This is a genomic window from Sulfurihydrogenibium subterraneum DSM 15120 (assembly GCF_000619805.1).
Classification (GTDB): domain Bacteria; phylum Aquificota; class Aquificia; order Aquificales; family Hydrogenothermaceae; genus Sulfurihydrogenibium; species Sulfurihydrogenibium subterraneum.
Genome location: NZ_JHUV01000012.1, coordinates 95,524 through 121,112 on the forward strand (window position 1 = coordinate 95,524; position 25,589 = coordinate 121,112).

Consider the following 25,589-nt stretch of genomic DNA (forward strand, 5'->3'; position numbering starts at 1 on the left):
TTATTACCCTCCAAATTTTAGTCTCCATACTATTATAGCTGCTTCTAAGGCTATTTTTCTACTCATTTTTGATGAGCCTCCATTTCTTTCATAAAAAATAATAGGAATTTCTGTTATCTTACAGCCTTTTTTATATAGTTTGTAAACCATCTCTATTTGAAATGCATAACCATTTGATTTAATTTTATTTAAATCTATTTTTTCTAAACATTCTTTTTTGTAGACTCTATATCCACTGGTAATATCCGAAAACTGTTTTAAACCTAAAATAGTTGTAGCATACCAGTTGCCAAATTTAGAAATAAGTAATCTTTTAAAATCCCATCCTACAACGCTAATAGTGTTATTTATATAACGAGACCCTATAACTACATCATAACCTTCTTTTAACTTTTCTATAAATCGTGGTATATCTTTTGGGTCGTGAGATAAATCTGCATCCATTTCAAAAAAAATATCATAACCTTTTTCAATACCCCATTTAAAGCCTGCAGTATATGCCGTTCCTAATCCCATTTTATAAGGGCGTTGTATTAAAAAAACTTTATTATCAAATTCAGGATATGTTTTAACGATTTCTGAAGTTCCATCTTGAGAGTTATCATCTACAACTAAAACGTGAATATTTTCAAAGTTCATTAAACTATCTAAAACTTTCTTTATATTTTCTACTTCATTGTATGTTGGTAAGATTACTAATCCTTTCACGACAAAAGTTCCTCTACAGCTTTTATAACTTTATTAGGTTTAATATCATTTAAGCATTTATATTTTTCATCTATTTTACATTCAAGTGGTTTAGGGGAATAATAAAAGCAAGGAGAACATGGTAAATCCATTTTTATAATTTTATGTTTAACATTCCAAGGCTTTACCCAAACAGGATTTGTTGGTCCAAATATTCCAATTACAGATATGTTTATCGCACCTGCCAGATGCATTAACCCAGAATCGTTAGATATAAATAAGTCTAAATGTTTCATAATACTTGCAACTTCTCTGATAGATTTATCAGCAACTAAGACTACGTTATTGAATTTCGCATTTTCTTTGATAAAAAGATTCTCTTCCATTTCTTCTTCTGTTCCAAAAAGAAAAAAAGTAAAGTCTTTAAAATAATTGATAACTTCTAAAAAGTATTCTTTTCTCCATCTTTTACTTTGGTGGTTCTTAAAACTACTACTTCCAGTATGGATACCAACTTTTATAGAGTTATCGTATGAAGTTAAGAATTCTCTTCCTATATTTATTTCTTCTTCAGTTAGATAAATTTTTAAATTGGGAATGTTTTCTTTATAGTTTATTCCTAAAAGGGTTAGTATTCTTATATTTTCTTCTACACAGTGCAGATTATAATCTTCTTCAATTTTCTTGGTTAATAAAAAATCAAAGATTAAAAACTTACTATTTTTGTACTTAAAACCAAGTCTGTTTTTGGAAAATGTAAGAAAAGAGAAAATGTTGTAATCTCTTCTGTTTGATGGAAAGAAATTTATGGTAATATCATATTTAAAAGAAACATTTTTCAGAATATAGAGTATAGACTGGATTTTACTTTTATTTAGTAGTGGATAATAGATTACTTTATCTATGTTTGGGTTGTTTTGATAAATCTCCATTATAGGTTTTTTAATTGTAAAGACATCTATTATCCAATCTGGTTTATTAGCCTTCAAAACTTCTAAGGCAGGAGTAGTCATTAAAGCATCTCCTATCCCAAACTGAGGAGCTATTAATACCTTCATGCCATATACAACCCTAAAATCCACAAACTAAAAAAAGATACAAAAGCTAACAATCCCCAAAATATATTAAAGACATTTATGTTTTCACCTAATCCTTTCCAGATTAAAAATATTACAGATGAAATCCAACCTATTAATGAAAAGCCGACGATAAAACTCCAAAAATATGATGGTGTGTTATCATACATTAATAATTTGATTTGATTCTTATAAAGTGTATTAAAGTCAGATTCTTTGTAATCATTAAATTCCCAACTTATCATTTCTTTGGCTCTAAGGGAAGCTATAATTGGAATAATTTCATCTAAAATTTCTTTATATGGTTGATATATGCTTTTTATTTGTATAAGACTAGTTCGTAAAGTTTCGTAGCAGTATAGTTTTTCATCGTTGATAGAAAAATTTTGGCATTCCTTTTTTAATTCATCAACAGCAATCTTATTAAATGGACTAAAGGGTACACAGAACAGAATTACTTTTTCCAATGATTTAACTTTTTCTAAACCTTTTTGGTCTTTTGCTATTGTAATGAATTTATATTGTGTATATAAACTCCTTAATAGTAATGAGATTAAAACCATTATAACTATAAATAGTACAACTTTTTTATTCATTTATTCCTCCGGTAAAAGATAAGACTGTTTTGGGTCGTTATAGGCTCTTAAGGCTTTATAGATTTCTATAAATGATTGATTTTGCGGAGATTCGTATATCTTTAACTTAAAAGGTGCTAAAAATCTACCATAAGAAATAGATGCATCAACATTAAGCTCATTAAGTTTGAGCGTTGGAACTACACTACTTGCTAAGACTAAATATGCATTTGAAAAGAAATTACACATTTCGAAAGTAAATGGATCATCAACATTATGGCTTAGACATACATCTGTTGATAAGAATTTTGCCTTTTCTAAATTTATTTTATTATACCATTCAGAAGGCGTGTTATCATTTTTGTTTACATAGAAAAATGTGTATAAAAAGGGTTTTACTTCAACAAAGTTATACAATGGATGTTGAGGAGCCAGTGCCACTGTAGATATGAATCTTTTTTCATCCATAACTTTGATTGAATCTCCTGCAAAAAATTCAGGTATTAAAGGTTTATAAATTTCTTTTGGTTTACAACCTTCTACTCTCCATTGGATACTATTGTAATAATGAGATGTTATATGACAAACATCATCTCTATACCTTCCAACTATTTTTAAATACCATAGCTCAAAAGTGTGATTATCTCCGTAGGTACTAACTAATGATGATACAGGACTGTAAGATAATAAATCTTTTGCGTGGTAGTAAGGAACCCAGTTATTAAAGTGGTTTGTTTCTACAAATCTTGAAAATAAAAAAGTAAAAGGAAAAAAAACAAGAATTAATAAAATCACATTATAAACAAAATAAAAACCTTTTTCTTTTAAAAGCTCAAAAAATACATACATAGCGTAGCAGTATATAATTGTAAAAAAAGCCAAGGCTGGTAGAAAATATTGATTCCCTGATACATAAACTGTGGCTAAATCTAAAACTTTACTGCTTAATGTGATTTTACCCAATATAATGGAGTAGAAGAAAAACGATGTAAATAAGAATAAAAACAACTTCTTATTACTTCTGTAAATAAGATAAAAACCTATAAATACTAGTAGCACAAATACATAAGAAAAATTAACACTAAAAAGATAAAAAAGATTTTTTAAAGTATAAATATAGGAATCAATATTACTAACTGCATTTTTTGTAGCATCTACTGAAGAACTGTCTCCGTAAAACTTTCTAAGAATCATGGCTGTAAATCTTTCAATAGTATCAGCTTTGTGAGCAGCAGAAAAACTATCTTTTATGCTTCTTATATACAAATGTAAGTTAACAGAAAAACCAATAATAAAAAATAAAAAAGATAATGGAATTAATCTAATAAACTGTCTCCAGTAAAACAATCCTAAGACAAATAAAGGTAAGGACATTATTAAAAGTGTGTGATGAATAGAAGAACCTAAACCTAATAAAAAAGCTGACAGATAAACTATTCTTCTGTCTAAGTTATTACTTTTTATAACTTTTATTCCTAGATAAGTAAGGAGAAGTATAACGAATAAATTTAAAGTGTAAAACTTTATAACGACCGAATTGTAGTAAAAAGAATATGAAACAGCCAAAAATGAAACACCAATCAAGCCGTAAATAGATTTATTTGTTAACTCTGTAATAATCAGATATGTTAGATAGAGAGATAAAGCTGAAAATACAACTGTAAGTAAGCCAATTCTTATTCCAATGTTTGCTACAGGTAATAGGGAAAAAAGTTTTGACAACTCAATATAAAAAGGATATCCAGGGGGATGGGCAATTCCAAGTAAATGACTTGCTACAACCAACCCTCCACCATCACCTGTAGAAAACACAGGAAATAATGAAAAAACGTATAAAATTATAATAAAAGCAAGCAATGTATTTATATATATTACTCTACTGTGCATAAAACTCCTTTGTTATTTAAATAACACTTTGCAGTATAGTCTATAATATTGTTTAGTTTTCCAGTTATTGTTCCGTCTGAAACATAACCGTTAGGATCACAATTTATAGACCCCGATATATTTATTTGGAGATTTCCGTTAGGAACAGTAGTATTTTGACAATTTTTTAGTGTAGTTATATCTATTGGCGTAGTTGCATTTAAATTTAATTCCTGGCATGCACCGGCTGCATCGTAAGCACAAGCTTTAACTACAGGAAGAGCGTAAGAAGTAACTTTAGTTTTGTTCTGATACTTTATATATGTAGGTATAGAGAGACTTGCAAGAATAGAAATTATAGCTATAACAACTATTAACTCTATTAAACTAAACCCCGCCTCCATTTTCATTTTAATTACCTCAAAAGGCAGGCAGAGAGCCTGCCTATAGTAGTTAGATTATTATTGAACAGTACATTTAAATCCACCATTTTGAACACTACACTTAGCTGTATAATCTGTTACGTTTGCTAAAGTCGCTGTAACCTCTCCAGCAGTTAAAGAACCAGTTGCATCACACGTTGGATTTGTTCCACCTATGGTAACATCTCCTCCGGGTGTTGTTGTTGTTGTCTGACAGTTTTTGCCATAAGTTGCGCTGATTGTTAGACTAGTACTAGGGTTTTCTACGCAGTAAGCAGCCAAATCCATTAAACAAGCTCTTGCTATAGGCTCTGCGTAGGATGATACCTTTGCTTTTTTCTGGTACTTCATGTACTGTGGAATGGCAATGGATGCGAGAATTGCGATAATCGCGATTACGATAAGGAGCTCAATGAGGGTGAAACCCTTGTTGTTACTTCTGACTGTGTTTAACATGTCTATTACCTCCTAAGAAATTAATTTATACTATAACTATACATTGAATTTTTTTATTTGTCAATATGTATTCACAATTTTTTCACGAGCTACCTTTTGTAGGAAGCTTCAATAATTGACTTTGTATTGTTTGGTCCTGTAGATATAGCTGTAATTGAGTAAACTTCCCCTTTACCTCCTGGAATAGATTTCGTATAAGCCACACCTGTAACTTCGTATCCAGGTGGTATTTCATATCCTATAAAACATACTGATACAACTGTTTCGTACAAATTTGGATCGTTAGAGAGTTTAAATTTTATTTTTATAGGATTTTGAGCACAACTTCCCAATTGAAGATTAAATTTATTTTGATTTATAAGTGTAGCTGCATAGTTTACTCCAGAAACAGAGGCTTCTCTTGCACTTGTATATGTTTTTATATCTTCAGACACTTTAAATACTTTTGTCATCATGTAATAAATACCACCTAAAACGATTAAAACAATTATAGCAGCAGCAAGTGCGAATATTAACGTAGCACCTTTTTCTCTGTTTTTTAATGTATGTTTTTTAATGGAATTGTCTGCTCTATAATAACCCATCTGTAATACCTCCAATCCGGATTAGTTGAAAAATCAAAAGATGCACATCCTTGATTAGATGTGTAATTTCGTGGATTTTCAGGAGTAGATTGTCTTCCACCAACTTGAACAATCATACATAATTTTAATCCTTGTAATTTTTTCAGATTTTGATATGGATCTGTATCTAAAGTAAAAGTGTCATAAAAGTTATTATCTATACCAATGTATTTAATCTGGAAGTTTAACACACAAGAAATAATAGGTGAAGTTGTTGTAGTACTTTTTTGCAAGTTATAGGTTCCAGGTGCACACTCCTTTGGTAAATTTGTGTTATCCATATAATATTTAACTTTAAAGTAGTTCGGATAATTACTGTTTCCTATATAAAATGCATAACTGTTTTTATAATTAGTGTTAGGACTGCTTGGGTTATAGCTGTAAGATGAATCAATCAATTTTTTTGACGTATTTAATATTAAATATTTTTCAGCTATGTCTGAACAGAGCCTTCCCAAGGTATCATAAGAATTATACATCTTAATTTTTCCATTTATATCTATAAATCCCCAACATCCTGAATTAACCTGATCTGTTGATGCTAAAGATAAAAAAGATACTGTATTGTTAGTACTACATTTAGTCAAAACAGGATTGTCAGCTGATAAATCACAGCCTACACCATCTTTTATCTTTAATTTGTCATAATCCACTCCAAAACCTATGGATTGAAAATCTTTTATAATTTGTTCTACAAAAATGGAAACATCTTGCTCTTTTTTTGCTAATGAACTTTTACTTATGTTTTCCCTAACAACAGTTGTATAAAATGTATAAAAACCTGCCCCAATAATCAGAGATAAAGCGATAACCACCAAAAGCTCGATTATTGTATAACCTTTTTTCATTGGTTATTCTCCTTAAAAAGTACAGTTTGTATGGATTTATATTTTTTCGTAATAGGGTCAAAGTACCACGTTATTACTCCTATTGCTTTTCCAGATTCTAATGATGTTGTCGCAACTCTTGCAACAGTAACAGCGGTATATATTCTAAAATTAGTTATTGATATATTGCTTTTGAATGAGACTATACAATTAGGAATTTTCTGTAAAGCTTGGTTAAGACTTGACATATTACAACTTCCATCAGAATTTGGATATATAGTTAACCAACTGCCTAAATTTGACAAAGGATTTGAAAAATTTTCATTGGTTTCGTAATAAGGATCATAAAAATTAGGAATTGAATCTCCATCAGAATCTTCGTTTGTGAAAGTACAGTTTTCTGTAATACTTCCAGAAGGATTATATACATCGCAAGATGAAAAATCCCAGTTATCATAATAACTTGTTGGTTGTATCTGATTGTAAGGTAAAGAGTCAAAGTATTTAATAAAATTACTATTCATTTGCGAAGCCATATCTTTCATCTTTTGAGATGTTGAATACTGAATGTAAAACAGTATGCCTCTTAAAAAACCAATAGAAACTAATAAAATAATAATAGATGCTATTAAAAGTTCTATTATAGTAAAACCTTTAACATTTCTTAATTGCATGTTATACTCCCATTTTCAACTCTAACTCTACCAAATCTATCTATACAAATTGTTTTATATACGTCAAAGTTATTTTTTAAAACTATAGAACCTAATCCAAGGCCACAGCTTGCATTCCTAGGATAACCTTTTCTATCGAAGAGGAAGTAAAAGTCTGCATTAATAGTTACACCTGATGGTAAAGTTACAGTCCTTACAACTTGATCTGTCCCTTGGTTAAAACTGCAATTGGAATTATTATCAATAAAGATTGTGTAAGTATTTTCGTTTTCATTCCCAAAAATACCTTGAAGATTAGATTTTGATAAAGAGTAAATTTTTACAGTATTTATATCAGCAACAATCATATTAATAGCCTGATTTAATCTTTGATTTGCAACAAATACTAATATAGGTCTTATAACTACAGCCATTAGAATACCTATTATTACCAATACAACTAAAATTTCAAAAATATTATATCCTCTTACTTTTCTATCCATAGTATAAACCCTGGTTTACCGGTGATAGGTTGTTGTGATTGTCTAACAACCACCCCGGATGATATTTGGATAAACTTTTCGTAAGTGTTTGGAGAATTTTGACTTACTGATACTTGGAAAGGATTTCCTCTTGGTGGAATACCAACTCCTAAATTTACAGAAGGATTTATAGTAACTGTTTGACCTACAGATATTGTTCCTGTTACAGCATTTGGTGATAATATTGCCGGATTAGGATAAGCGGTTCCAGATTTATAGTATAGTGCGTAAAGTTTAGAATTTCCTTCATAGGCACAAATATCGTTTGGTGGTATAAATGTCATGAAGTCTATTATACTTCCAAAGACTAAACTTTGGGATATAACCCCTTCATTACTTAATTCCTTATACCATCCTTTATCAACTTCCGCTGGAGTATTTCCTTTAGCTGTGTAAACTACATCTTTATTACTACATCCCGTTGAATCGCATATACAAACTTTTTTAACTTCTACTACGGTAGCTTGGATATTTTCGTTTGTAGTATCTGTGAAATCTGATTTAGTAAATGTTGTACTGCAACTTCCATTCCAACATGGATCTTTAAAGCCTATAAAGTAATTTTTATAACTTAATGTTTTATCATCCTCTGTTAGATATCTTCCTGTACCAAAGAATACCCAGAGATTTCCTTTTTCATCTTTTGTAAAGTTAGGTGCAGCTGTGACAGGTGGTGTATGGTTATTATTAGTAAATGTTTCCATATCAACAGCGTTAGAAAGTGATGCTGATGAAAGACCGTTTTTTATAACTAATCTGTAAAATTGTCCCCAGTTATTCCATACATTTCCTTGTTTCTTTAATCCATAGAGTCCAAAGTATATAGTGTCATCTGAATAGTCATTATCAACGTCAACTGGAAAAGTGTCACCCACTGCTGTTACAGTGTTATTTGGTAAAGGTATGGTAATTTCATTGACTTTATTTCCAGTTTTTAAATCAAAAAAGTAAATTTTAGGATTATTGACAAATTTTGAATTTGAGTCTGGTTTAGGGTCATTTGGTCCTGTTCCGACTACAACATACCAATTTCCGTTTTTGGTGGCATCACCTAATCTTATTACGGATGGATAAGATAAGACCAAAGTATTATCTGGCAGGGTTATTTCCCATAAAACTGTTGGTGTTGAAGCTGAAGGATTTTTTAGCCAGTCTGTAATATCGAGAGCAAATAAAGAAGAACTATACGTTGTATTGCCTGCAGTTAAGGCTTTTCCTCCAAATCCCATTGTACCAATTACAATAGTTCTCCAAGAATTAGAAGTTTTGTCGTCATTAGGATTTCCATTTATTGAAGCATCAAAAACTATTACCCTACTATCTAACGTAGGAACATGGCAGTAGTCTTTTCTTCCATACCACAATAAATAAGGTATAGCATTTTTAGGTATAAAAGCAAATTCTTCCTTGCCAATCAAGTTATTTCCGGAATCCGTTGGAGAGTTTTGAAGTTTAACAGGATTATCTGGGTCTGTTGTAGATTGGTCTGTAATAGTCCCCATTCTAAAAAAGTGGAGCATTCCATCATTTGCGCCTTGAATAAGAATACTTGGTCTATTTTTATAATCTTCTGAGTTTACATAACTGTAATAAGTTGAGTCTTGATATCTATAGTCGTAATTATTTAATTTTTCGTTTGATACGACAGCAGGGGTTGAAGTGATGGTATCGCCTAATTTCCAAATTTTGTCTCCTGTCAATCCCGGGCATACATCAGAAATTTTTATTTTCATATTTCTTTTTACATAATCATTAGATAAACAGGTAGAATCAGAAGATAAATCCTCACCTCTTAAAAATCTTATAATACATTGTGTAGTAGAATCGTTTATTGAATTATCGGAAGAATTATTATCAACTAAATCCCAAATATTTTTAAAATCGGAAGAGTTTGAAGTAGTGAGTTCTTTTAATGAGTTTCCTGCATTGTAATAAATTCTTCTGTCAGATGGATTACAGTTTCCAAGCCAACAGCTGCTATCAAATACGGGAATTAAATTCACTAAATCTTTTGTTCCTGTTGAAGTACATGTAGAGGTATCTGTAAGAATAGCAGCTTTGGTTTGATTGTAATTGTAATCAAAATATATTTGGAAAATTTTGTCAACGTCGAGGTTTAAAACTTTATTTGAGTTTGTATCCTCCCTATTATCGTTTTTGGGGTCTACCCAATAGGATCTTGAAAAACCAATCCAGTTTATATCTCTTCCTGTAGAGTCTGTATAAGAAGAAAAGAAGAAAGGTTGAATCATTAAGGAAGAAATGGAAGTTTTTGTTGATAATGTAGCAACGGTTGAACCGGAGGAAGCACGCTTTAAAATATCCAGTATAGCATTCAAAATAGCATTCTTTATTTCAGTGGCATCTGAAGCAGAATAAAAAGTATCAGGTTGTCCATTTCCATCTTTATCCCAGTCAGGAGAAGAAGATGGAAGAGGTGTACAGCCGCTACCTTTGCCACTACCACAGTCATCCATGTTGCAAGTATTTTGTGGATATCCAGTCAAGCTATCTGGCCAATTGCGACCATTTATATCAAAAGAACCATACATAGAGACATTTTTTAATGATGTTTCACCTGTACCACCCAAAAACAGACCTATTCCATAGAGAGCTTCAACCCTTGAAGATATACCAGTTTTTTGATTGGTAAAACCTCTTTTGTGGAGCCAGTAAGCTGGCACGACGGGGTCTGCGGAACTTGATTCAAAGCCATAGTCTATTGTGCATTTCCATGCTACACTACCAGGAGGACCTCCATAGTTCCACTGTCCATCCGTTAAAAGTATGACAAAGTTTTTAGCACAGGGGACTAACTTTAGCTCACTACCTTCACACTGATCATTGTTGTTTTCGTTAAAGCACTGGTACATGGGATTTTTCCATTTGTCTCCACTTCCAGATTGTGGATTTAGTCCCCCGTATCCAGGGTTTTCCTGTGCAAAGTAGTTATATGTATCCCAAAGTGCTGGGGCGGTAGGGGTTGCACCAGATGGGTCTTCCACATTTATGTGAGTGATGGCATTCTTGTAAGGGTTCAGGGCATCGTAGTTGTTGGATGAGGTAAAGTCCCCTATGTAAACGCTTGCATTGTTTCTTATCCTATTGCCACTAAAAAACATCACTCCTATGCGTGGCTCTAGACTCAGGTTTTTGAGCTGGAACAGTAGTGCCTGATTTATTCTATCCCAAGGAACTTTTACTTTAGTATCAGTATAAGTTTTAAGAATACATCCATAAGAATCGCAAGAAGTTTGATCACCAGATGTGCCGTAAGATTCAGGATTACATCTTTTTATCTGATAATTCCCTGTGTTTATACCCGTGTTGCAACTGCTGAGCGTTCCACCGGTTAGTGCCCACCTTACCAGGTCTATCCTGCTCATATACAGAAAGTTAAGGCAGGAACCTTTATATAATTTTCCTGTACTAATACCACTCTGCCTTTTTGGACATGTTGACGGGGTTCCACTCGACTCTTCCCAGTAGCCATTAGAGTTGTTATACTTGTAAACTTTATTGGGGTCAAAGTAGCCCTCCTCGGTGCCTTTGTATGTCCATCCGCATCCATTTGAATTATTACAACATCCATATTTACCACTTGTAGGATTGTAAGCACACCAAGACATAGAACCGCTTACGTCAATAACCAGCATAACGTTAGGTGAGATAGCTTGCCCCATAAAAGGTGGCACATAACAATAGCTTTGCATATCAGCAGCTTTAGAAGTAAATGTATATAAAAACATTAAAGCAAAAATTAAGTTAAAGATTCTCCTGTCCATTTCTATTCTCCTATAGAAAACTCAACAATTTTATATTTAGTATTTTTTTCACAAGAACTGCCATCAATAGAAAAGTATATTTTCTTTCCTATAATGTTTCTATTTAGTTTTTTATCGATGGTAAAATATCTTGTACCTTTACAAGAACTGCTTTCAACGTTAATTTTTAATTCATTAGTCAGAGGAAAATAATCTTCTACTTTTCCTACTAAGAATAAATTATCAATAGCTAAAATTTTATAACTTATTAATAAAACTAAAATCAAGAAATACTTTTTCATTATAAATAACTCCTTCCTTTGCTTTTTTAATGTATCTAAAGTATAAACCTTTTTCGTATAAAAATCGTGAAAAGTTTAAATCAGTTGACAGAATTTTTCGTAATCTTCTTTTGTGTCTATGCCGAGGGTGTCTTTTGATGCTTGAAGCACTTTGATTTTGTAGCCGTTGTAAAGTAGTCTAAGCTGTTCTAACTTTTCTACCTCTTCTAACGGAGATGGTTTTAGATTAAAAGAAAAGTCTAATAAAACTTCTTTTCTGTATCCATAGATGCCTATGTGTTTTTGGGGTTTTAGTATGGTTAACATTTTTGAAAAGTCTACATCTCTGTAAAATGGAATAGGACTTCTTGAAAAGTAAAGTGCATAACTGTCTTTGTCTGTTATTACTTTGACTATGTTTGGATTTATGTAGTCTTCTTCCTTTTCTATTGGGTAAGATAAGGTTGCGACTTGGTCTTTTTCAAGGATTTGAAATAATTTTTTTACGTCTTGAGGGTCTACCGTAGGCTCATCTCCTTGAAGGTTTACAACAGTGTTATAGTCTAAATCTTTTAATGCAAAGGCTATTCTGTCTGAGCCACTTTTTAAGTCTGAAGGTGTTAGTATCACTTCTACTGGATAGTCTTTTAAAACATTTTTAAACTCTAAATCATCACACACAACCACAACAGGATAGCCAACCTTTAAAGCATTTTCCACAGTCCAAGCTATAACTGGTTTACCTTTAACTGGTAAAAGTAGCTTGTCTTTTAGTCTTGTAGAGCCTCTACGAGCTGGAATAAATATAGCTTTCTTCATTTCTCTGTAATCTCTAAAGTTATTTTAAAGTTTAACTCTTCTTTAAACGCTGTTAAAAATCCTATACTTAAGCCTTGATTGGTTATGTCTATCGACTTTTCTGACTGGCTAACGGTGTTTATTGGATAGGTAAATATGTCTAACTCTTTGTTAAAGTTAAAAATTATTGTTTTTTGAGTGTAATCATCTTTTAGTTTAAAGGTTGTAGATTTACCGTGATACACAGGCTGAGTTAGATGGTGTGGAAGGTTTGCAAAGTGAAAGTTAAACTCACAAACATAATTTAAAGTGTCTTTGTAGTTAGTCTGGAGCTGTAGGAAAGCTGTTATTTTGTTTTCTTCTACTTTGTAGGTTTTTATTAGGGTTGTGTTGTACTTTTTGTCTTTGTATATTCCTCCTTTTCTTTTAAAGACTATCTCATCTTTCGCATACTCAAGGTTAAATGGCTGATTTGCAAAGTCAGAGTACTCTCTAAAACTACATCTGTAAAAGCTTTCTAAGGTGAAGCTGTCATCTGTGATGTGGTCTATAAATGAGTTTTTTGTGTACCAGTCGTAGATAAGAAGGTCTTTAATGTGCTGTGGGTCTATCTCTAACTGAGCGTTGTGTATGGTTGTTATTCCTTCTTCGGAAGAAGCACACTGTTTTGGGTTTAATAGGTTTTTGTGATAGCCTTCTTTTCTTCTTGTTAGTGTGTTTTGAAAGTTAAACTCTTTATCTTTTAAAGATAGTTCTGTTAGCTGTCCAGACTCTTTTGAGTCAAAGATTAGTATAAGGTTTTGGGTTGTTATCTTTACTTCTTCGTAGCCGTCAAAGTCAAAGTCTTTTACTTGGATTTTTTTAGGTTTTGAAAGTTTTTCAAGCTCTTTATCTGCTTTTATTATGTATTTGTAAGCATTATTTCTAAGGTTTGGTAAGTAAAGACCGCCAAATATTCCGTGCCACAAAACGTCATTACACTGAGATTTTAACAAATTTTCTAAAAAAGCCTTATCTTTTTTGTAGGATCTTCCAGTTGTAGAAAGGTCTAATATTCTTTTGTGAATACGGTTGCTTTCAGGGTACTTGACTAAAAAGTTGTGCCAGATGTTGCCTTTTACAAACTTTTCAAAATGGTTCTGTAATCCGTTTTTTTCTAAAAACTCTTTTAGGTCTTCAAACTCCTCAAAATCTTCTGCAAATAAGCTCCACTCTCCCATCTCTTGGTAAGAGGTTATAGGAAGGTATGCCATTCCTATAGGTTTTTCTTCTTTTATGTAGTCTTGATAGTAGCAGGTTTTTATCTCTTTTTGAGATGATATTACTTCTAAAAATTGGTTTAACCATCTTTCTTGATAAACCCACCAGTGTGTTTTAGGCCACACTCCAAACTTTTCTCCATCGTCAAATATTATTCCAGCTGGATTTGTGCCGTATTTTGAGATTGAGTTTAGATAATCTAAAATCTTCTCTACAGGTTTAAAAGGTATTAAGTATCTTAGATTTTTATCTATTGGAAATAGATTTATTTTGTAGCCATTACTTTCGGTTGTGTAGTAGCCGTAGAGAGCTTCTTTTTTAAATCCTGCTAACAAAAAGTGATAGTCGTCAACTATAACATACTCTATTCCACACTCTACTAAGTCTGGAACTATGCTACTATCCCATACTCTCTCAGTAAGCCATAGTCCCTTTGGGGTCTGTCCAAAGTTTTCTTTTATAAAGTTGTTTAGTTTTTCTATCTGGTATTTTCTGTCATCTGATGGTATCACTGCAAGGATAGGCTCGTAAAATCCACCGCTGAAAAACTCTATCTGTCCGTTGTCTGACAGGTCTTGCATAAGTTTAAACAAGTTTTTATCGTTGTTTTTTATGTACTCAAGAAGCCATCCTGAGTAATGGACTGAAAGTTTAAAGTTTGGATAATCCTTTACCACTTCTAAAAAAGGTTTGTATGCCTTATTAATAGCATCGTCAACTACTTCGTAAAAGTTATCTATCGGTTGGTGGCAGTGAATACCAAACAAAAGTTTAACCATAGCTCTCTCCTTCTACACTATCCAGTCGTAAGTAAAATCTTTCGATATGTCAATGTTTAAAACGCTGTAAACTGGCAGCTTTTCTATTATTTTATCATCTTCTAAAACTGTAAAAGACAAGTCAAAGTTTCTACAGTTAAAGAGGTTTATAGGAATTGCTATCTCAATAACTTTTTTAGTACAAGCCTTTAACCCATTATTTTCATACAACAACGATTGAATTGGAACTATAAACTCTACTTCACAGGTTGACAGTATAGACATTTTTAACTTATAACCTTTGTCTGTTATACTTTCAACTTTACCATCTAACCTTAGGTATAGATACTCTTCATCATAGCCATAGTAAAGTTTTTCTAAGATTGTTTCAAAACTCATTGAAGACAGGTCAAATCTTAAGTCTATCTCTCCACTTTGTAGCCATTCGTAATAGTTAGACACATAACCGTCAATAATAGGTTTTAAATAACCTGTAGGTTGTTTTAAAGTTGGTTGTTTGTATAGCTTTTTTATAGGTTTTAAAAGATTTGTGGGTATTGGTTTTTCTAACTCTTCGTAAACTTTTTGCAGGTTTAATCTAAATAGTAGGTCAAACCTATCTGCGTAATGGCTAAAGTGGTCATCTCCATACCACCAAAACCAATCACTTCCCTGTGCAATAAGTAGATAGGTTTTCGCTTTTTGATAATTTTTACTTTCTTTTTCAGATTCTAAAATTTGTTTTGCTTGAGATAGATACTCCCAAGCAGTGTTTTTCTCAGGATGTCCTATCCAAGTAGAGAAGTTTCCGTATATCCAGCTTCCAGCTTTTATACTACTAAGGTTTTCAATTACTATGGTTTTTTCTAAAACTTCTGAAAATGTTATAACCTCAAGCCAGTCTTGATTTGATAACTCTGTATAAAGTGCATCAAAAAAGTCTTTTCCGTTGTTTTTGTAAAACTCCCAAGCATTCTCTCCATCAAGAATAACACTAACAACTGGATTAAATTCTACTTTTTCGTATATATGTTTTAACCTTGTTATAAAATCTTTCACTGCTTGTTTTTCATCTACATTCTGATATCTAAAACCTATTGCATCTGATAGGTATTTGTCCCTAAAAAATAGATAAACACCTTCGTATTTATAGACTTTATATATGTTTTCTAAATTTTTACTTGCTAAACTGTTATAAAGAACGTCTTCATCGGAAGCTGTCCACTTTACATTATATTGACTAAAAAGCTTTATCGTATCGTTGCTTATACTTCCTTCTGATGGCCAAAAGCCAGAAGGCTGTATTTTAAAAACTTCTTGGTAAAAAGATACTGCATTTTTCACGTGGAGCTGAGCATCGTCTTTAAAACTTACTTTCGTTTTAGGCAGTGTAATGTTTGGTAAAGATTCTTTTGCAGAAGTTAAGTCTATTAAAAGAGGAATAATAGGATGGTAGTATGGGGTTGTTGATATTTCTATTTTTCTATTACTTTGTAGTTTTTGATAAAAAGGTATGATTTCTTTTAAAAACTTGACAAGCTGGTTTATTAAATCTAACTTCTCTTGGTGAGTAAAGCCTGATTTTTTTTCTATAAGGCTTTTTATCAGTTGATTGTTCTCTCTTAAGTAGTTGCCAGCCCAAGAAAGTAAAAATAGGACTTGTAAGTCTATCAGCTCCTGATTTGTAAATTTTGCATTAGATGAGTGTTTTTTTAGGTAAAGTTGATAGTACTTTTCAAATGGTTTTATCATAGTGTTAAGGTTTGCGTTAAAAGATATATCTAAAATGTAGTTTTTCTCTTCTTTTGATAAAGTTTCTACTGGTTTTTTAAAGGTTTTTATTAAATTGCAGGAGTCTGGGTTTTTTATGTATTCATACAGCTGTTTTATTAAAGATGGAACAAGATTAAATGTTGCTTTTATCTTTGGGTATCTGCTTACGTGCCAAGGCATTTCGTAGTAATCTTTTATAGCGTGAAGAAAAACCCAAGGCATTTCAAAGACTTGAGTATAAGGGTTTTTGTAGTAAGGCTGGTGCATGTGCCACAAAAAGCAAAGATACAGCTTCTTCATTGGTTGTAAGGCCATTTTGCTATTTCTTCTTTTTTAGGGTTAAAATTCATTATCTCATCAAAAGTATAAGGACTTTTTAAAGGTAAGTCTTCTAAATCTTTGTCTGTTTCTTGGGCTATCCAGCCAGTAGCATCTTTCCAAGCATCTTCTAAACATTTTTCTATTTTTGATTTTAAAGAAGGGTTTTCTTCAAGTAATCTTTTTATTTTATCTTGTGAAGTTATAATACTTATCCTCCAGCTTTTTGACCTTAAATTTGGAAAATTTTCCCATTTGTAAACGTGAACTAAAAGCCTTGTTATATAACTTGTAAGCTCCTTCTCTATAGACCTTACCATACCCTTTAACTCCTGTAGCAGGTTTTCAAGGTCTAAACTTTCAAAATCCTTTTCTTCTAAAGCCTTTATAGTTTCTATCAACCAGAGATAGTAATCTTCTTCGTAAAGTTTTTTTAAGTCTAATTTTGTTTTTAACATCTTACCTGCCTCTAAAAAGGTTTATAGGTTTAAATCTATGCTTTAACTTTCTTCTATCCACTTTCCTATCTTTTCTACGTACTGATTTATCAGCTCATTGGCTTTTTCTTCTGCACTTGAGTTTACGTAAAGGTGTAGGTTGTCAGAGTATTGGTCTGGAATCATCAGTATCCAAGTCCTTTTATCAATGAATATTTTTACTCCGTCTATAAAGGAAGCTTCTTTGCCTATGGCCTCTTCTGTAAACTTTCTCATCATCTTACCTTTTAGATTTGAAGGACAGGCAACTACTTTGTGAATGAATGTGTGTGGTGGTATGAGTTTTTGAATTTGTGAAAGTTTTAGCTTAGTTTTTCCCATCATCTCAAGGAGTTTGACAGAAGCAAACATTCCATCGTAGCTAAAAGACATATCGGTAAATGCGTAGTTTCCTTCAAGGTTTGCAAAAAAGTAGTAATCTTTTAAGAAGTTTGATTTTAGACCTATAAACTTTCCTCTTTCTATAATAATGTTTTCAAACATCTCATCCATAACTTCTGGAACGTAGACAGGTAGATAAACTTTAACCTGTCTGTTTACTGTCCTATCTATAAGATAAAGGATAGAAAGGAGAGCTGTCTCGTGGGATAAAATCTCTCCCTCATCAGACACAATAACAACCCTTTGACCGTTTGGGTACATTATAAATCCACAATCAATGGATAAAACTCTTACTATCTTTGATATCTCTTGAGCTGATTTTTCGTGAAAGGTTGATATTTGAGATATTTTTTTCTCGTCAAAGTAAGCATTTAGTATAACATTTTCAATAGAGAAGGTATTTATAATATCTGGATACACTATAGAAGTTGAGCCGTTTAAAAGGTCAACTATTATTTTAAACCTGCTACTTTGAATTATTTCTTTATCTATTAATGATAAAAACTTTTCTTTGTAGGATTTTATAGCCATAGGGTCGTCTTTTATCTCTCCAATCTGGTTGTAGTTTACTCTTCTAAAGTTTTCTCTGAAGAATATTCTTTCTATAGATTTTTCTGTGTTTGTATCTATTGGTAATCCTTCACTGTCAAAAAATAGTATCTCTGTTATAGACGGATTGTCTGGAGACTGTCTAAAGTGGACTCCTGCAACCGCATCACTTTTTGAAAGTAAGTATCTCATAACAGGAAGTGGCATAAGTTTTAGGTCAACTACGTCTAATCCAGCTCCAAGTAGTCCACCTAAGAAAGACCTTTTAAGCATTCTGGAAGCTCTGTGGTAATCCCTTGACATAAGTATGGTTTTTCCTGCAGGTAAGATAGACCCAAAACTTGCAGCAAGCTTTGCTGCCATTTCGTTAGAAAGCTCTATATTTGTTCTTCCTGATACTTTCCCTCCTTCAAATATAGAAGCCTTCCATTTATCTCCCCATATTAGATTACTACTTATAATTGCACCTTCCTCTATAAGTTTGTTTGGCCATACTATCACATCTTTTTCAAAGTGGACGTTGTCTTTTACTTCTGTTCCTTCTGCTATAATTACGCCGTGTTCAGCTTTAACATTTTTACCAATTTCTACATTATTACAGATAACTGCGTTGTTTAACTTTGTGTTATCCCCTACTTTACAGTCCCACCATATAACGCAGTCTTTTAAATAAACGTTATCTCCTATCTGTGTATTTTTACCTATAACCACATTTTCAAGATAGCAGTTATTACCTATCTTTACTTCTTCATCTAATACTACTTTTCCGTTTATCGTTAAATCTTTTGGTAGTTCTTTAGTTTTTGTGTATAAAACTCCACCGTTTAGTTTTATCCTCTCTCCTTCTACATCTAACTTAACTTTGTCTGTAAGAATGTCTTTATTAACCTCTCTGTAGCTTTCAGGGTTTCCTACATCTCTCCAATAACCCTTTGCATTGTATCCATAAAGTGTTATACCTTCTTTCATAAGTTTAGGGAAAAGGTCTTTACTAAAGTCAAACGGTATGTTGTCAGGAATGTAATTTAAAATTTCTGGCTCTATTACGTATATTCCTGTGTTTATAGTGTCGCTAAAAACTTCTCCCCAACCTGGTTTTTCCAAAAACCTAAGTATTTTTCCATCTTTATCTGTTATAACAACCCCAAACTGAAGTGGGTCTTCTACTGAGGTTAAGGTAATGGTTAGTTTTGAGCCAACCGCTTGATGAAATCCTATGATTTCTTTTAAGTCAAAGTCTGTTACTAAATCTCCACTTATAACTATAAACCTTTCATCAAGATATTTAGATGCTTTTTTTACAGCTCCTGCTGTGCCGTAATCATCATCTGGAAGGACATAGTTTATCTTTATTCCAAACTCTGAGCCATCTTTAAAGTAGTTTTGAATAACCTCAGGTTTAAAGTACAAAAGTATCACAATCTCTGTAATTCCTACAGATTTAACCTTTTTTATTATGTGCTCCATCATAGGTTTATTTAAGATAGGAAGCATTGGTTTTGGTATGCTGTTAGTTAGAGGCTGGATTCTTGTGCCGAATCCTCCTGCCATTATGACTGCTTTCATCTTATTCCCCCTGTATGTATTCACAATAATTATAACCAAATAGATGAGATTTTTCATATTTAATTTTTCATAAAAGTATTAGAATATTTTAATAATTTTAAAAAGTGTGGAGGAAATATGTTTTTAGATAAAGAAACTTACAAAAAGATACACATATCTGTAAAGGAGCTGAAAGAGAAGATAGATAAAGGAGAAGATTTTATACTTTTGGACGTTAGAGAGCCTCAAGAGTATAACTTTTCAAGAATAAAAGAAAAAGAAGCAATGCTTGTTCCTCTCATGAGTTTACCTCGTGTTATAAACAGCCTTCCAAAAGATAAAGATATATACGTTTTTTGTAGAAGTGGAAACAGAAGCCTTCAAGCAACTTTATGGCTTTTACAAAACGGATTTACAAGAGTAAAAAACGTAGAAGGTGGAATTCTTGCTTGGTCTAATGAAATAGACCCAACAGTGCCAAAGTACTGATATTTAAATCAAATAGAGAGTTTTTGATAGTTGTCTTTGTTTAATAAATTTTCAAATATATCAAAAACTTCTTGAATGTTTATAGGTTTTTCTAACAGTAAATCTGATATGTTTAAATCTTTTTCTTTTTTCTTTAGATATTCAAATCTTTTCTTTATAACTTCTTCATTTAATAATTTATTTTTCTTTAAAATATTCATAAGATTAGGAGAATTTTTGAAAACTTCTACAGTGTCAATTATATCTCTAATTTTTAAGCTTTCAGGTCTATAAAAAAGCTTCTTTGCTATTATTTCCTCTGGTTGTTCTATGTAAATCTCTTTTGAATCAATTTTTACTTTTTTAGGTTTTAAACCTGTTAGATTAGGTGCAACTATAAAATCTATTTCTTGACTGTTTAATTTTAACTTTATAAAGTTTGCTTGTTCTATATATTCTTTGCTTATCTCTTCTGCTTTTTCATTTAATCTTGGAGAAAGCCTTGTAAGTAGCTGTGGATTTTTTAAAAAAATATCTACATCTCTGCTTTTTCTATGATGAAAATAAAACATAAGAGCAGTTCCACCCCCAAAAGCCCAATCGTCTGTATTTATATTTGCTTCTTCTAATATATCTACTGCCAGATTTAGCAATTCTTTCCAATCTATTTCTTTCATACCTCAAAAAAATCCTCTAAGTGCAGATTTTTTAAGCCTCTTGGTTTTATATACTTTTCATAATACTCTTTTAGATTTTCTATTGATATATCGTTAGCTATCATCCATTCAAATAGTTCTTTAGTTGGTATCTCTGTAAATAACACCTCTATTCTTTCGTCTTGGATATCTTTCATCTCTTTAATAGCTTTTGCAAAAACTTTATCATCTATTTCTGTTTTGTAAGCATTGTTAATTGTGATTAGTTTCATCTTCTTAAATATCTTCCTTTCTGATTTTTACGCTTAAAGCGTGAGCTTCTAAACCTTCTGAATTTGCCATGTTTATTGCGTGGTTTGCTACTCTTTCAAAACCTTCTTTTGACACGTATATTACAGAACTTCTTTTTACAAAGTCATAAACTCCAAGTGGAGAAGAGAACCTTGCTGACCTTGAGGTAGGTAAAACGTGGTTAGGTCCAAGAATGTAATCTCCAAGAGGCTCTGTTGAGTAATGTCCTAAGAATATGGCTCCTGCGTGTTTTATTTTGTTGAGTAAATCAAAAGGATTTTCTGTAACTATTTCTAAATGTTCAGGGGCAAGGTAGTTAGCAAGTTCACAGGCTTTTTCTAAATCTTCAACTATAAAAGCATGCCCATAATTATTTAAAGATTTTTCTGCTATCTCTTTTCTTGAAAAAGCTTTTAAAAGTTCGTTATATAGATAGTCTTTGACGTTTTTTGCAAGTTCTTCTGATGTTGTTATAAGGATTGATGCTGCAAGTTCATCGTGTTCTGCCTGAGATAAAAGGTCAGCTGCAACCCATTTGTAGTTAGCGGTTTCATCTGCTATCACCAATATCTCTGAAGGTCCTGCTATCATATCTATATCTACTACACCAAAAACATTTTTCTTTGCCAAAGCAACGTATATATTTCCCGGTCCAACTATCTTATCCACTTTTTTAACAGTTTCTGTTCCATAAGCCATCGCTGCAACAGCTTGGGCTCCTCCTATTCTGTAGACTGTATCTATTCCACATATAAATGCAGCTGCTAATGTATACTTATTAGGATTTGGAGAACATATTACGATTTCTTCTACTCCTGCTACTCTTGCAGGAACTGCGTTCATTAAAACGCTGGAAGGATAGGCAGCCTTACCTCCGGGAACGTAAAGACCAACTCTTTCAAGTGGAATAACTTTCTGTCCTAAAATCATACCATCTTCTTCTTTGAAGAAAGATTTTTCCTTTTGAAGCTCATGAAACTCGTAAAGTCTCTCGTAAGCTACCTCAAAAGCCCATCTTACTTCTTCTTCAATCTCATCGTAGGCTCTTTCCAACTCTTCAAACGGTATTATTAAATCTTCTGGATTTATCTTTATCTTATCAAACTTCTCTGTATACTCAACAAGAGCTTCATCTCCTCTTTCTTTGACGTTTTTTATAATCTCTTTAACAGCAGTTTCGTATAAATCTGTTTCAACATCAGCCCTTTTTATTAAATACTGAACTTCTTCAACTTCTTTAAAGTACCTTCCTCTTAAATCAACTATTTTCATTTTTAGCTCCTTTTTTTACTTAAAAATACAGACCCAGAACCAACATATGTACTTGACTAACCTATACTTATTTCCAGGCCACTTTAAGAATGGTTTCATAGTGGTATATATTATAATATATCTTATGGAAAAGTTTGAGTTATCAATTAGACCAAAATCTTTAGATGATTTTATCGGACAAGAGGAAGTAAGAAGACAGCTTAAAGTTTTTATAGAAGCTGCAAAGTTAAAAGGTAAGCCTCTTGACCACGTTATTCTCTCAGGACCTCCAGGTCTTGGTAAGACAACTTTAGCCTCAATAATAGCTAATGAGATGGGAAGTAATATAAAAATAACCTCAGCTCCTGTTTTAGAGAAAAAAGGAGATTTAATAGGACTGCTTACTTCCTTAAAAGATAAAGATATTCTGTTTATAGATGAGATACACAGACTGTCTCCAACACTGGAAGAGATACTATACTCTGCTATGGAAGATTTTAAGGTTGACGTTATTATTGGAGGAGGGTCTGGAAGGAAAGGAAGGTCTGCAAAAGCAATCAGACTTGATTTAGCAAAGTTTACACTTATAGGTGCAACTACAAGGGTTGGTATGCTTTCTTCTCCTTTGATGTCAAGATTTGGAATAGTTTTAAACCTTGATTTTTACGATGAAGATTCTTTATCAAAGATAATCCTAAGGACTGCTAGTCTTAACAACATTCCAATCACAGAAGAAGGGGCTTTAGAGATTGCAAAACATTCAAAAGGTACTCCTAGAATTGCCAACAAGCTTTTAAGTAGGGTTTACGACTATGCAGTAATCCACGGAAGTAAAGTTATTGATAAAGAAGTTGCAAATCAGGCTTTAAGATTTTTATCCATTCAGGATCTTGGAATAGACAGTTTAAGTTTAAAGTATTTAAAAACCCTTGTTATTCAGTTTAACGGTGGACCAGTAGGACTAAATACCATCTCTTTTGCTATTTCAGAAGATAAAAGAACAATAGAAGAAGTTATAGAGCCTTACTTGTTAAAGATAGGTTTTATCAAAAGAACGGCGAAAGGAAGAGTAGCCTTAAAACCAGCTTTTGAGTTTTTAAATTTAGATGATAATACTTAACTCATCAGAAATCGGAAAACCAATTGAAGGGAAATTCCTATACAGAAAAAATAGATTTGTTGGTGTTTGTCAGGTAAACGGAGAAGTGGTTGAATGCCACATATCTGACACTGGAAGATTAAAAGAGATTCTAACAGAAGGAAGGGAAATTTTACTATTAAAAAGCAGTCAAAATAATAAGCTCCTTTATAAACTCCTTTCAGCTAAAATGGAAGAAGGTTTTGTTTTAGTAAACACTTCTATTCACTCTAAAATAGGAAAAAAAATCATAGAATTAGGACTTCTTGGTTTTAAACCTAAAAAAATAAAGTCTGAAGTAGTTTACAAAGACAGTAGAATAGATTTTTTAGTTGACGAGAGATTATACATTGAGCTAAAAGGTTGTAATCTTTTGGTAGATAAACAGTGTTTATTCCCTGACGCTCCTACAACAAGAGGTTTAAAACATCTAAAACATCTTATAGAGATAAAAAAAGAAGGTTATGAATCTGCTATTATGATTTTATCATTAAGAGAGTGTAAAACCTTCCTTCCAAATATCGAGACCGACCCAGACTTTTCTAAAATGTTTGAAACAGCCCTAAAAGAAGGTGTAAAATTTTACGGTTTTAAAGTGAAGTTTGATAAAGATTTTAACATCGTTTATAACGGAAAGTTAGAGGTTGATAAAAAACTATGGAGCTGGCTAAAGAAATCTTCTTCGTGATGAACATTATAGGTATAGTTGCATTTGCTATGAGTGGGTCTTTAAAGGCTATAAAGGAAGGTTTAGATTTACTTGGTATTACAGTTTTAGGTGTAATGACTGCACTTGGTGGTGGCATCACAAGAGATTTACTCATAAACACAGTTCCAAACGCTTTAAAATCGTTAACGGATATGAGCGTAGCTCTTTTAGGTGTATGGCTTGCAATAATAATGTACAAGGTAGCAAAAGGGGATATAACAAATAAGTATTATATACTCATTCCAGATGCTATTGGTTTATCAGCTTTTACAACGACAGGAGCTTTAATAGCTTACAACGCAGACGTTTCATTCTTTGGTGTTGTTATACTTGCAACTTTAACAGGAGTAGGAGGAGGAATAATAAGCGACCTTTTACTGGGAAAAGTGCCTTCAGTTTTAAGAGATGACTTTTACGCAAGCTGTAGTATAATTGGAGCTATAGGATTTTACATAACCATAACTCTTACCCAAGACCTTACAGTTTCTGCCATCGTTTGTAGTTTAATAGTCTTAATGATTAGGATAGTGGCTATACTTTACAACTGGAGACTTCCAAAGTTCCAATGAAGTTAAAAACGTTGTTTGAAGAATTAGTCAACATATTAAAAAAAGCAGACATAGAAAATCCTCAGCTAGAAGCTCTAATAATAATTCAAGAAATCCTTAAGATTCCAAAACATAAAGTCTTTTTAGACTTAGATTTAGAAGTTAAAGATTACCAAGAAGCTGTAAAAATAGCGACAGAAAGGTCAAAAAAAATACCCCTTGCATACTTAATTAAAAAGAGAGAGTTTTTCGGACTTGAGTTTTACGTAGAAGAAGGCGTTTTAATTCCACGCCCTGAAACAGAAATATTAGTTGAGAAAGTTTTACAAAAGTTGGGAAACTTGAAAAATCCAGTAGGACTTGAAGTAGGAGTAGGAAGTGGTTGTATATCAGTATCTTTACTACACAGTAAAAAAGATTTAAAAATGTATGCCTTGGACATATCAGAAAAAGCTTTAAAGATAACAAAGATAAATGCAGAAAAATACAATCTTTTAGACAGACTTACGTTAATAAAATTTGACGTTATTAAAGATGATACAAAAGATTTAAACTTAGATAAACTTGATTTTGTAGTTTCAAATCCCCCTTACGTATCAGAAGATGAGTATGAAAACCTTCAAGAAGAAGTAAAAAAAGAACCAAAAGAAGCTCTAATATCAGGTAAAGTTGGGACAGAATTTTACGAAAAGATAGTAGAGAAGTTTAAAGATTATCTAAAAGAAGATGGATTTTTTGCCTTTGAAATAGGAATAAATCAGGCAGAAAAAGTAAAAAGTATTTTAGAAAAAATTGGATTTAAAAATGCGAAAGTTTACAAAGATCTTGCAGGAATAGATAGAGTTTTAATTGCAAGTAAAATATAATATTTGAGGTA

25 protein-coding genes and 1 pseudogene are annotated in these 25,589 nt (G+C 32.1%); 5 read left to right on the forward strand and 21 right to left on the reverse strand.

Annotation, left to right across the window (positions count from 1 at the left end):
* Window positions 1–3 precede the first annotated feature (3 nt).
* The 18 genes and pseudogenes from Q385_RS0107305 to Q385_RS0107385 form a co-directional block, all read right to left on the reverse strand.
* Window positions 4–708: a polyprenol monophosphomannose synthase gene (locus tag Q385_RS0107305; RefSeq protein WP_028951035.1), complete on the reverse strand. Its 705-nt coding sequence runs from the start codon at window positions 706–708 to the stop codon at window positions 4–6.
* Entirely contained in the window at window positions 705–1,745 is a 1,041-nt protein-coding gene (locus Q385_RS0107310; protein ID WP_028951036.1) for a glycosyltransferase family 9 protein, read from the reverse strand. Before Q385_RS0107310 ends, Q385_RS0107305 begins: the two co-directional genes overlap by 4 nt.
* Complete coding sequence (locus Q385_RS0107315; RefSeq protein WP_028951037.1) at window positions 1,742–2,359, reverse strand: hypothetical protein; 618 nt, start codon at window positions 2,357–2,359, stop codon at window positions 1,742–1,744. Before Q385_RS0107315 ends, Q385_RS0107310 begins: the two co-directional genes overlap by 4 nt.
* Entirely contained in the window at window positions 2,360–4,225 is a 1,866-nt protein-coding gene (locus Q385_RS0107320; protein ID WP_028951038.1) for a glycosyltransferase family 117 protein, read from the reverse strand.
* A complete protein-coding gene (locus tag Q385_RS0107325; RefSeq protein WP_028951039.1) occupies window positions 4,210–4,614 on the reverse strand; it encodes a type IV pilin protein in 405 nt (134 codons plus the stop codon). Before Q385_RS0107325 ends, Q385_RS0107320 begins: the two co-directional genes overlap by 16 nt.
* Before the next feature lie 51 nt (window positions 4,615–4,665).
* Entirely contained in the window at window positions 4,666–4,977 is a 312-nt protein-coding gene (locus Q385_RS0107330) for a prepilin-type N-terminal cleavage/methylation domain-containing protein (protein ID WP_425427209.1), read from the reverse strand.
* A gap of 15 nt (window positions 4,978–4,992) precedes the next feature.
* A pseudogene (locus Q385_RS09590) lies at window positions 4,993–5,082 on the reverse strand (prepilin-type N-terminal cleavage/methylation domain-containing protein); the annotation flags it as partial.
* Window positions 5,083–5,171: 89 nt separating this feature from the next.
* Window positions 5,172–5,666, reverse strand: coding sequence for a hypothetical protein (locus Q385_RS0107335; protein ID WP_028951041.1), 495 nt, complete (start codon window positions 5,664–5,666; stop codon window positions 5,172–5,174).
* Window positions 5,621–6,553, reverse strand: coding sequence for a PilW family protein (locus Q385_RS0107340; RefSeq protein WP_028951042.1), 933 nt, complete (start codon window positions 6,551–6,553; stop codon window positions 5,621–5,623). The genes Q385_RS0107335 and Q385_RS0107340 overlap by 46 nt, the downstream gene beginning before the upstream one ends.
* Window positions 6,550–7,206 carry a prepilin-type N-terminal cleavage/methylation domain-containing protein gene (locus tag Q385_RS0107345; protein WP_028951043.1) on the reverse strand — a complete coding sequence of 219 codons (657 nt, stop codon included), beginning with the start codon at window positions 7,204–7,206 and terminating at the stop codon, window positions 6,550–6,552. Before Q385_RS0107345 ends, Q385_RS0107340 begins: the two co-directional genes overlap by 4 nt.
* Window positions 7,197–7,688 carry a prepilin-type N-terminal cleavage/methylation domain-containing protein gene (locus Q385_RS0107350; RefSeq protein ID WP_028951044.1) on the reverse strand — a complete coding sequence of 164 codons (492 nt, stop codon included), beginning with the start codon at window positions 7,686–7,688 and terminating at the stop codon, window positions 7,197–7,199. Before Q385_RS0107350 ends, Q385_RS0107345 begins: the two co-directional genes overlap by 10 nt.
* On the reverse strand, window positions 7,673–11,512 hold the full coding sequence (locus tag Q385_RS0107355; protein WP_037919803.1) for a pilus assembly protein: 3,840 nt from the start codon (window positions 11,510–11,512) through the stop codon (window positions 7,673–7,675). Before Q385_RS0107355 ends, Q385_RS0107350 begins: the two co-directional genes overlap by 16 nt.
* 2 nt (window positions 11,513–11,514) lie before the next feature.
* On the reverse strand, window positions 11,515–11,793 hold the full coding sequence (locus tag Q385_RS0107360; protein ID WP_028951046.1) for a hypothetical protein: 279 nt from the start codon (window positions 11,791–11,793) through the stop codon (window positions 11,515–11,517).
* 75 nt (window positions 11,794–11,868) lie between these two features.
* Window positions 11,869–12,591, reverse strand: a complete 723-nt coding sequence (gene kdsB / locus Q385_RS0107365) for a 3-deoxy-manno-octulosonate cytidylyltransferase (protein WP_028951047.1) — start codon at window positions 12,589–12,591, stop codon at window positions 11,869–11,871.
* Window positions 12,588–14,609, reverse strand: coding sequence for an alpha-amylase/4-alpha-glucanotransferase domain-containing protein (locus Q385_RS0107370; protein WP_028951048.1), 2,022 nt, complete (start codon window positions 14,607–14,609; stop codon window positions 12,588–12,590). Before Q385_RS0107370 ends, kdsB begins: the two co-directional genes overlap by 4 nt.
* Window positions 14,610–14,621: 12 nt before the next feature.
* Window positions 14,622–16,676 (reverse strand): glycoside hydrolase family 57 protein, encoded by a 2,055-nt coding sequence (locus Q385_RS0107375; protein WP_211245392.1) that lies wholly within the window; start codon window positions 16,674–16,676, stop codon window positions 14,622–14,624.
* Window positions 16,658–17,137 (reverse strand): DUF29 domain-containing protein, encoded by a 480-nt coding sequence (locus Q385_RS0107380; protein WP_028951050.1) that lies wholly within the window; start codon window positions 17,135–17,137, stop codon window positions 16,658–16,660. Before Q385_RS0107380 ends, Q385_RS0107375 begins: the two co-directional genes overlap by 19 nt.
* A 42-nt stretch (window positions 17,138–17,179) precedes the next feature.
* Window positions 17,180–19,672 carry a sugar phosphate nucleotidyltransferase gene (locus Q385_RS0107385; RefSeq protein WP_028951051.1) on the reverse strand — a complete coding sequence of 831 codons (2,493 nt, stop codon included), beginning with the start codon at window positions 19,670–19,672 and terminating at the stop codon, window positions 17,180–17,182.
* Between the two features lie 117 nt (window positions 19,673–19,789).
* Here Q385_RS0107385 and Q385_RS0107390 point away from each other — a divergent pair, with 117 nt between their 5' ends.
* Window positions 19,790–20,140 (forward strand): rhodanese-like domain-containing protein, encoded by a 351-nt coding sequence (locus tag Q385_RS0107390; protein WP_028951052.1) that lies wholly within the window; start codon window positions 19,790–19,792, stop codon window positions 20,138–20,140.
* A gap of 8 nt (window positions 20,141–20,148) precedes the next feature.
* Here Q385_RS0107390 and Q385_RS09010 read toward each other — a convergent pair whose 3' ends face one another.
* Genes Q385_RS09010 through hisD form a run of 3 tightly spaced genes read right to left on the reverse strand, consistent with a single transcriptional unit; the run spans window position 20,149 to window position 22,338 of the window.
* On the reverse strand, window positions 20,149–20,796 hold the full coding sequence (locus Q385_RS09010; RefSeq protein ID WP_051524418.1) for a nucleotidyl transferase AbiEii/AbiGii toxin family protein: 648 nt from the start codon (window positions 20,794–20,796) through the stop codon (window positions 20,149–20,151).
* Complete coding sequence (locus Q385_RS0107400; RefSeq protein WP_028951053.1) at window positions 20,793–21,047, reverse strand: hypothetical protein; 255 nt, start codon at window positions 21,045–21,047, stop codon at window positions 20,793–20,795. The genes Q385_RS09010 and Q385_RS0107400 overlap by 4 nt, the downstream gene beginning before the upstream one ends.
* Window positions 21,048–21,051: 4 nt before the next feature.
* The gene (hisD, locus tag Q385_RS0107405) at window positions 21,052–22,338 is read right to left on the reverse strand and encodes a histidinol dehydrogenase (RefSeq protein ID WP_028951054.1); all 1,287 of its coding nucleotides are present in this window, start codon (window positions 22,336–22,338) and stop codon (window positions 21,052–21,054) included.
* Between the two features lie 124 nt (window positions 22,339–22,462).
* Between hisD and ruvB the strand changes: the two genes are divergently transcribed.
* From ruvB to prmC, 4 genes are read left to right on the forward strand one after another with little or no spacing between them, the layout of a single operon-like run.
* Complete coding sequence (gene ruvB / locus Q385_RS0107410) at window positions 22,463–23,437, forward strand: Holliday junction branch migration DNA helicase RuvB (protein ID WP_051524419.1); 975 nt, start codon at window positions 22,463–22,465, stop codon at window positions 23,435–23,437.
* Entirely contained in the window at window positions 23,424–24,143 is a 720-nt protein-coding gene (gene sfsA, locus Q385_RS0107415) for a DNA/RNA nuclease SfsA (protein ID WP_028951056.1), read from the forward strand. Before ruvB ends, sfsA begins: the two co-directional genes overlap by 14 nt.
* On the forward strand, window positions 24,113–24,733 hold the full coding sequence (locus tag Q385_RS0107420) for a trimeric intracellular cation channel family protein (protein ID WP_028951057.1): 621 nt from the start codon (window positions 24,113–24,115) through the stop codon (window positions 24,731–24,733). Before sfsA ends, Q385_RS0107420 begins: the two co-directional genes overlap by 31 nt.
* Entirely contained in the window at window positions 24,730–25,578 is an 849-nt protein-coding gene (gene prmC, locus Q385_RS0107425) for a peptide chain release factor N(5)-glutamine methyltransferase (protein WP_028951058.1), read from the forward strand. The genes Q385_RS0107420 and prmC overlap by 4 nt, the downstream gene beginning before the upstream one ends.
* The last annotated feature ends 11 nt before the right edge of the window (window positions 25,579–25,589 follow it).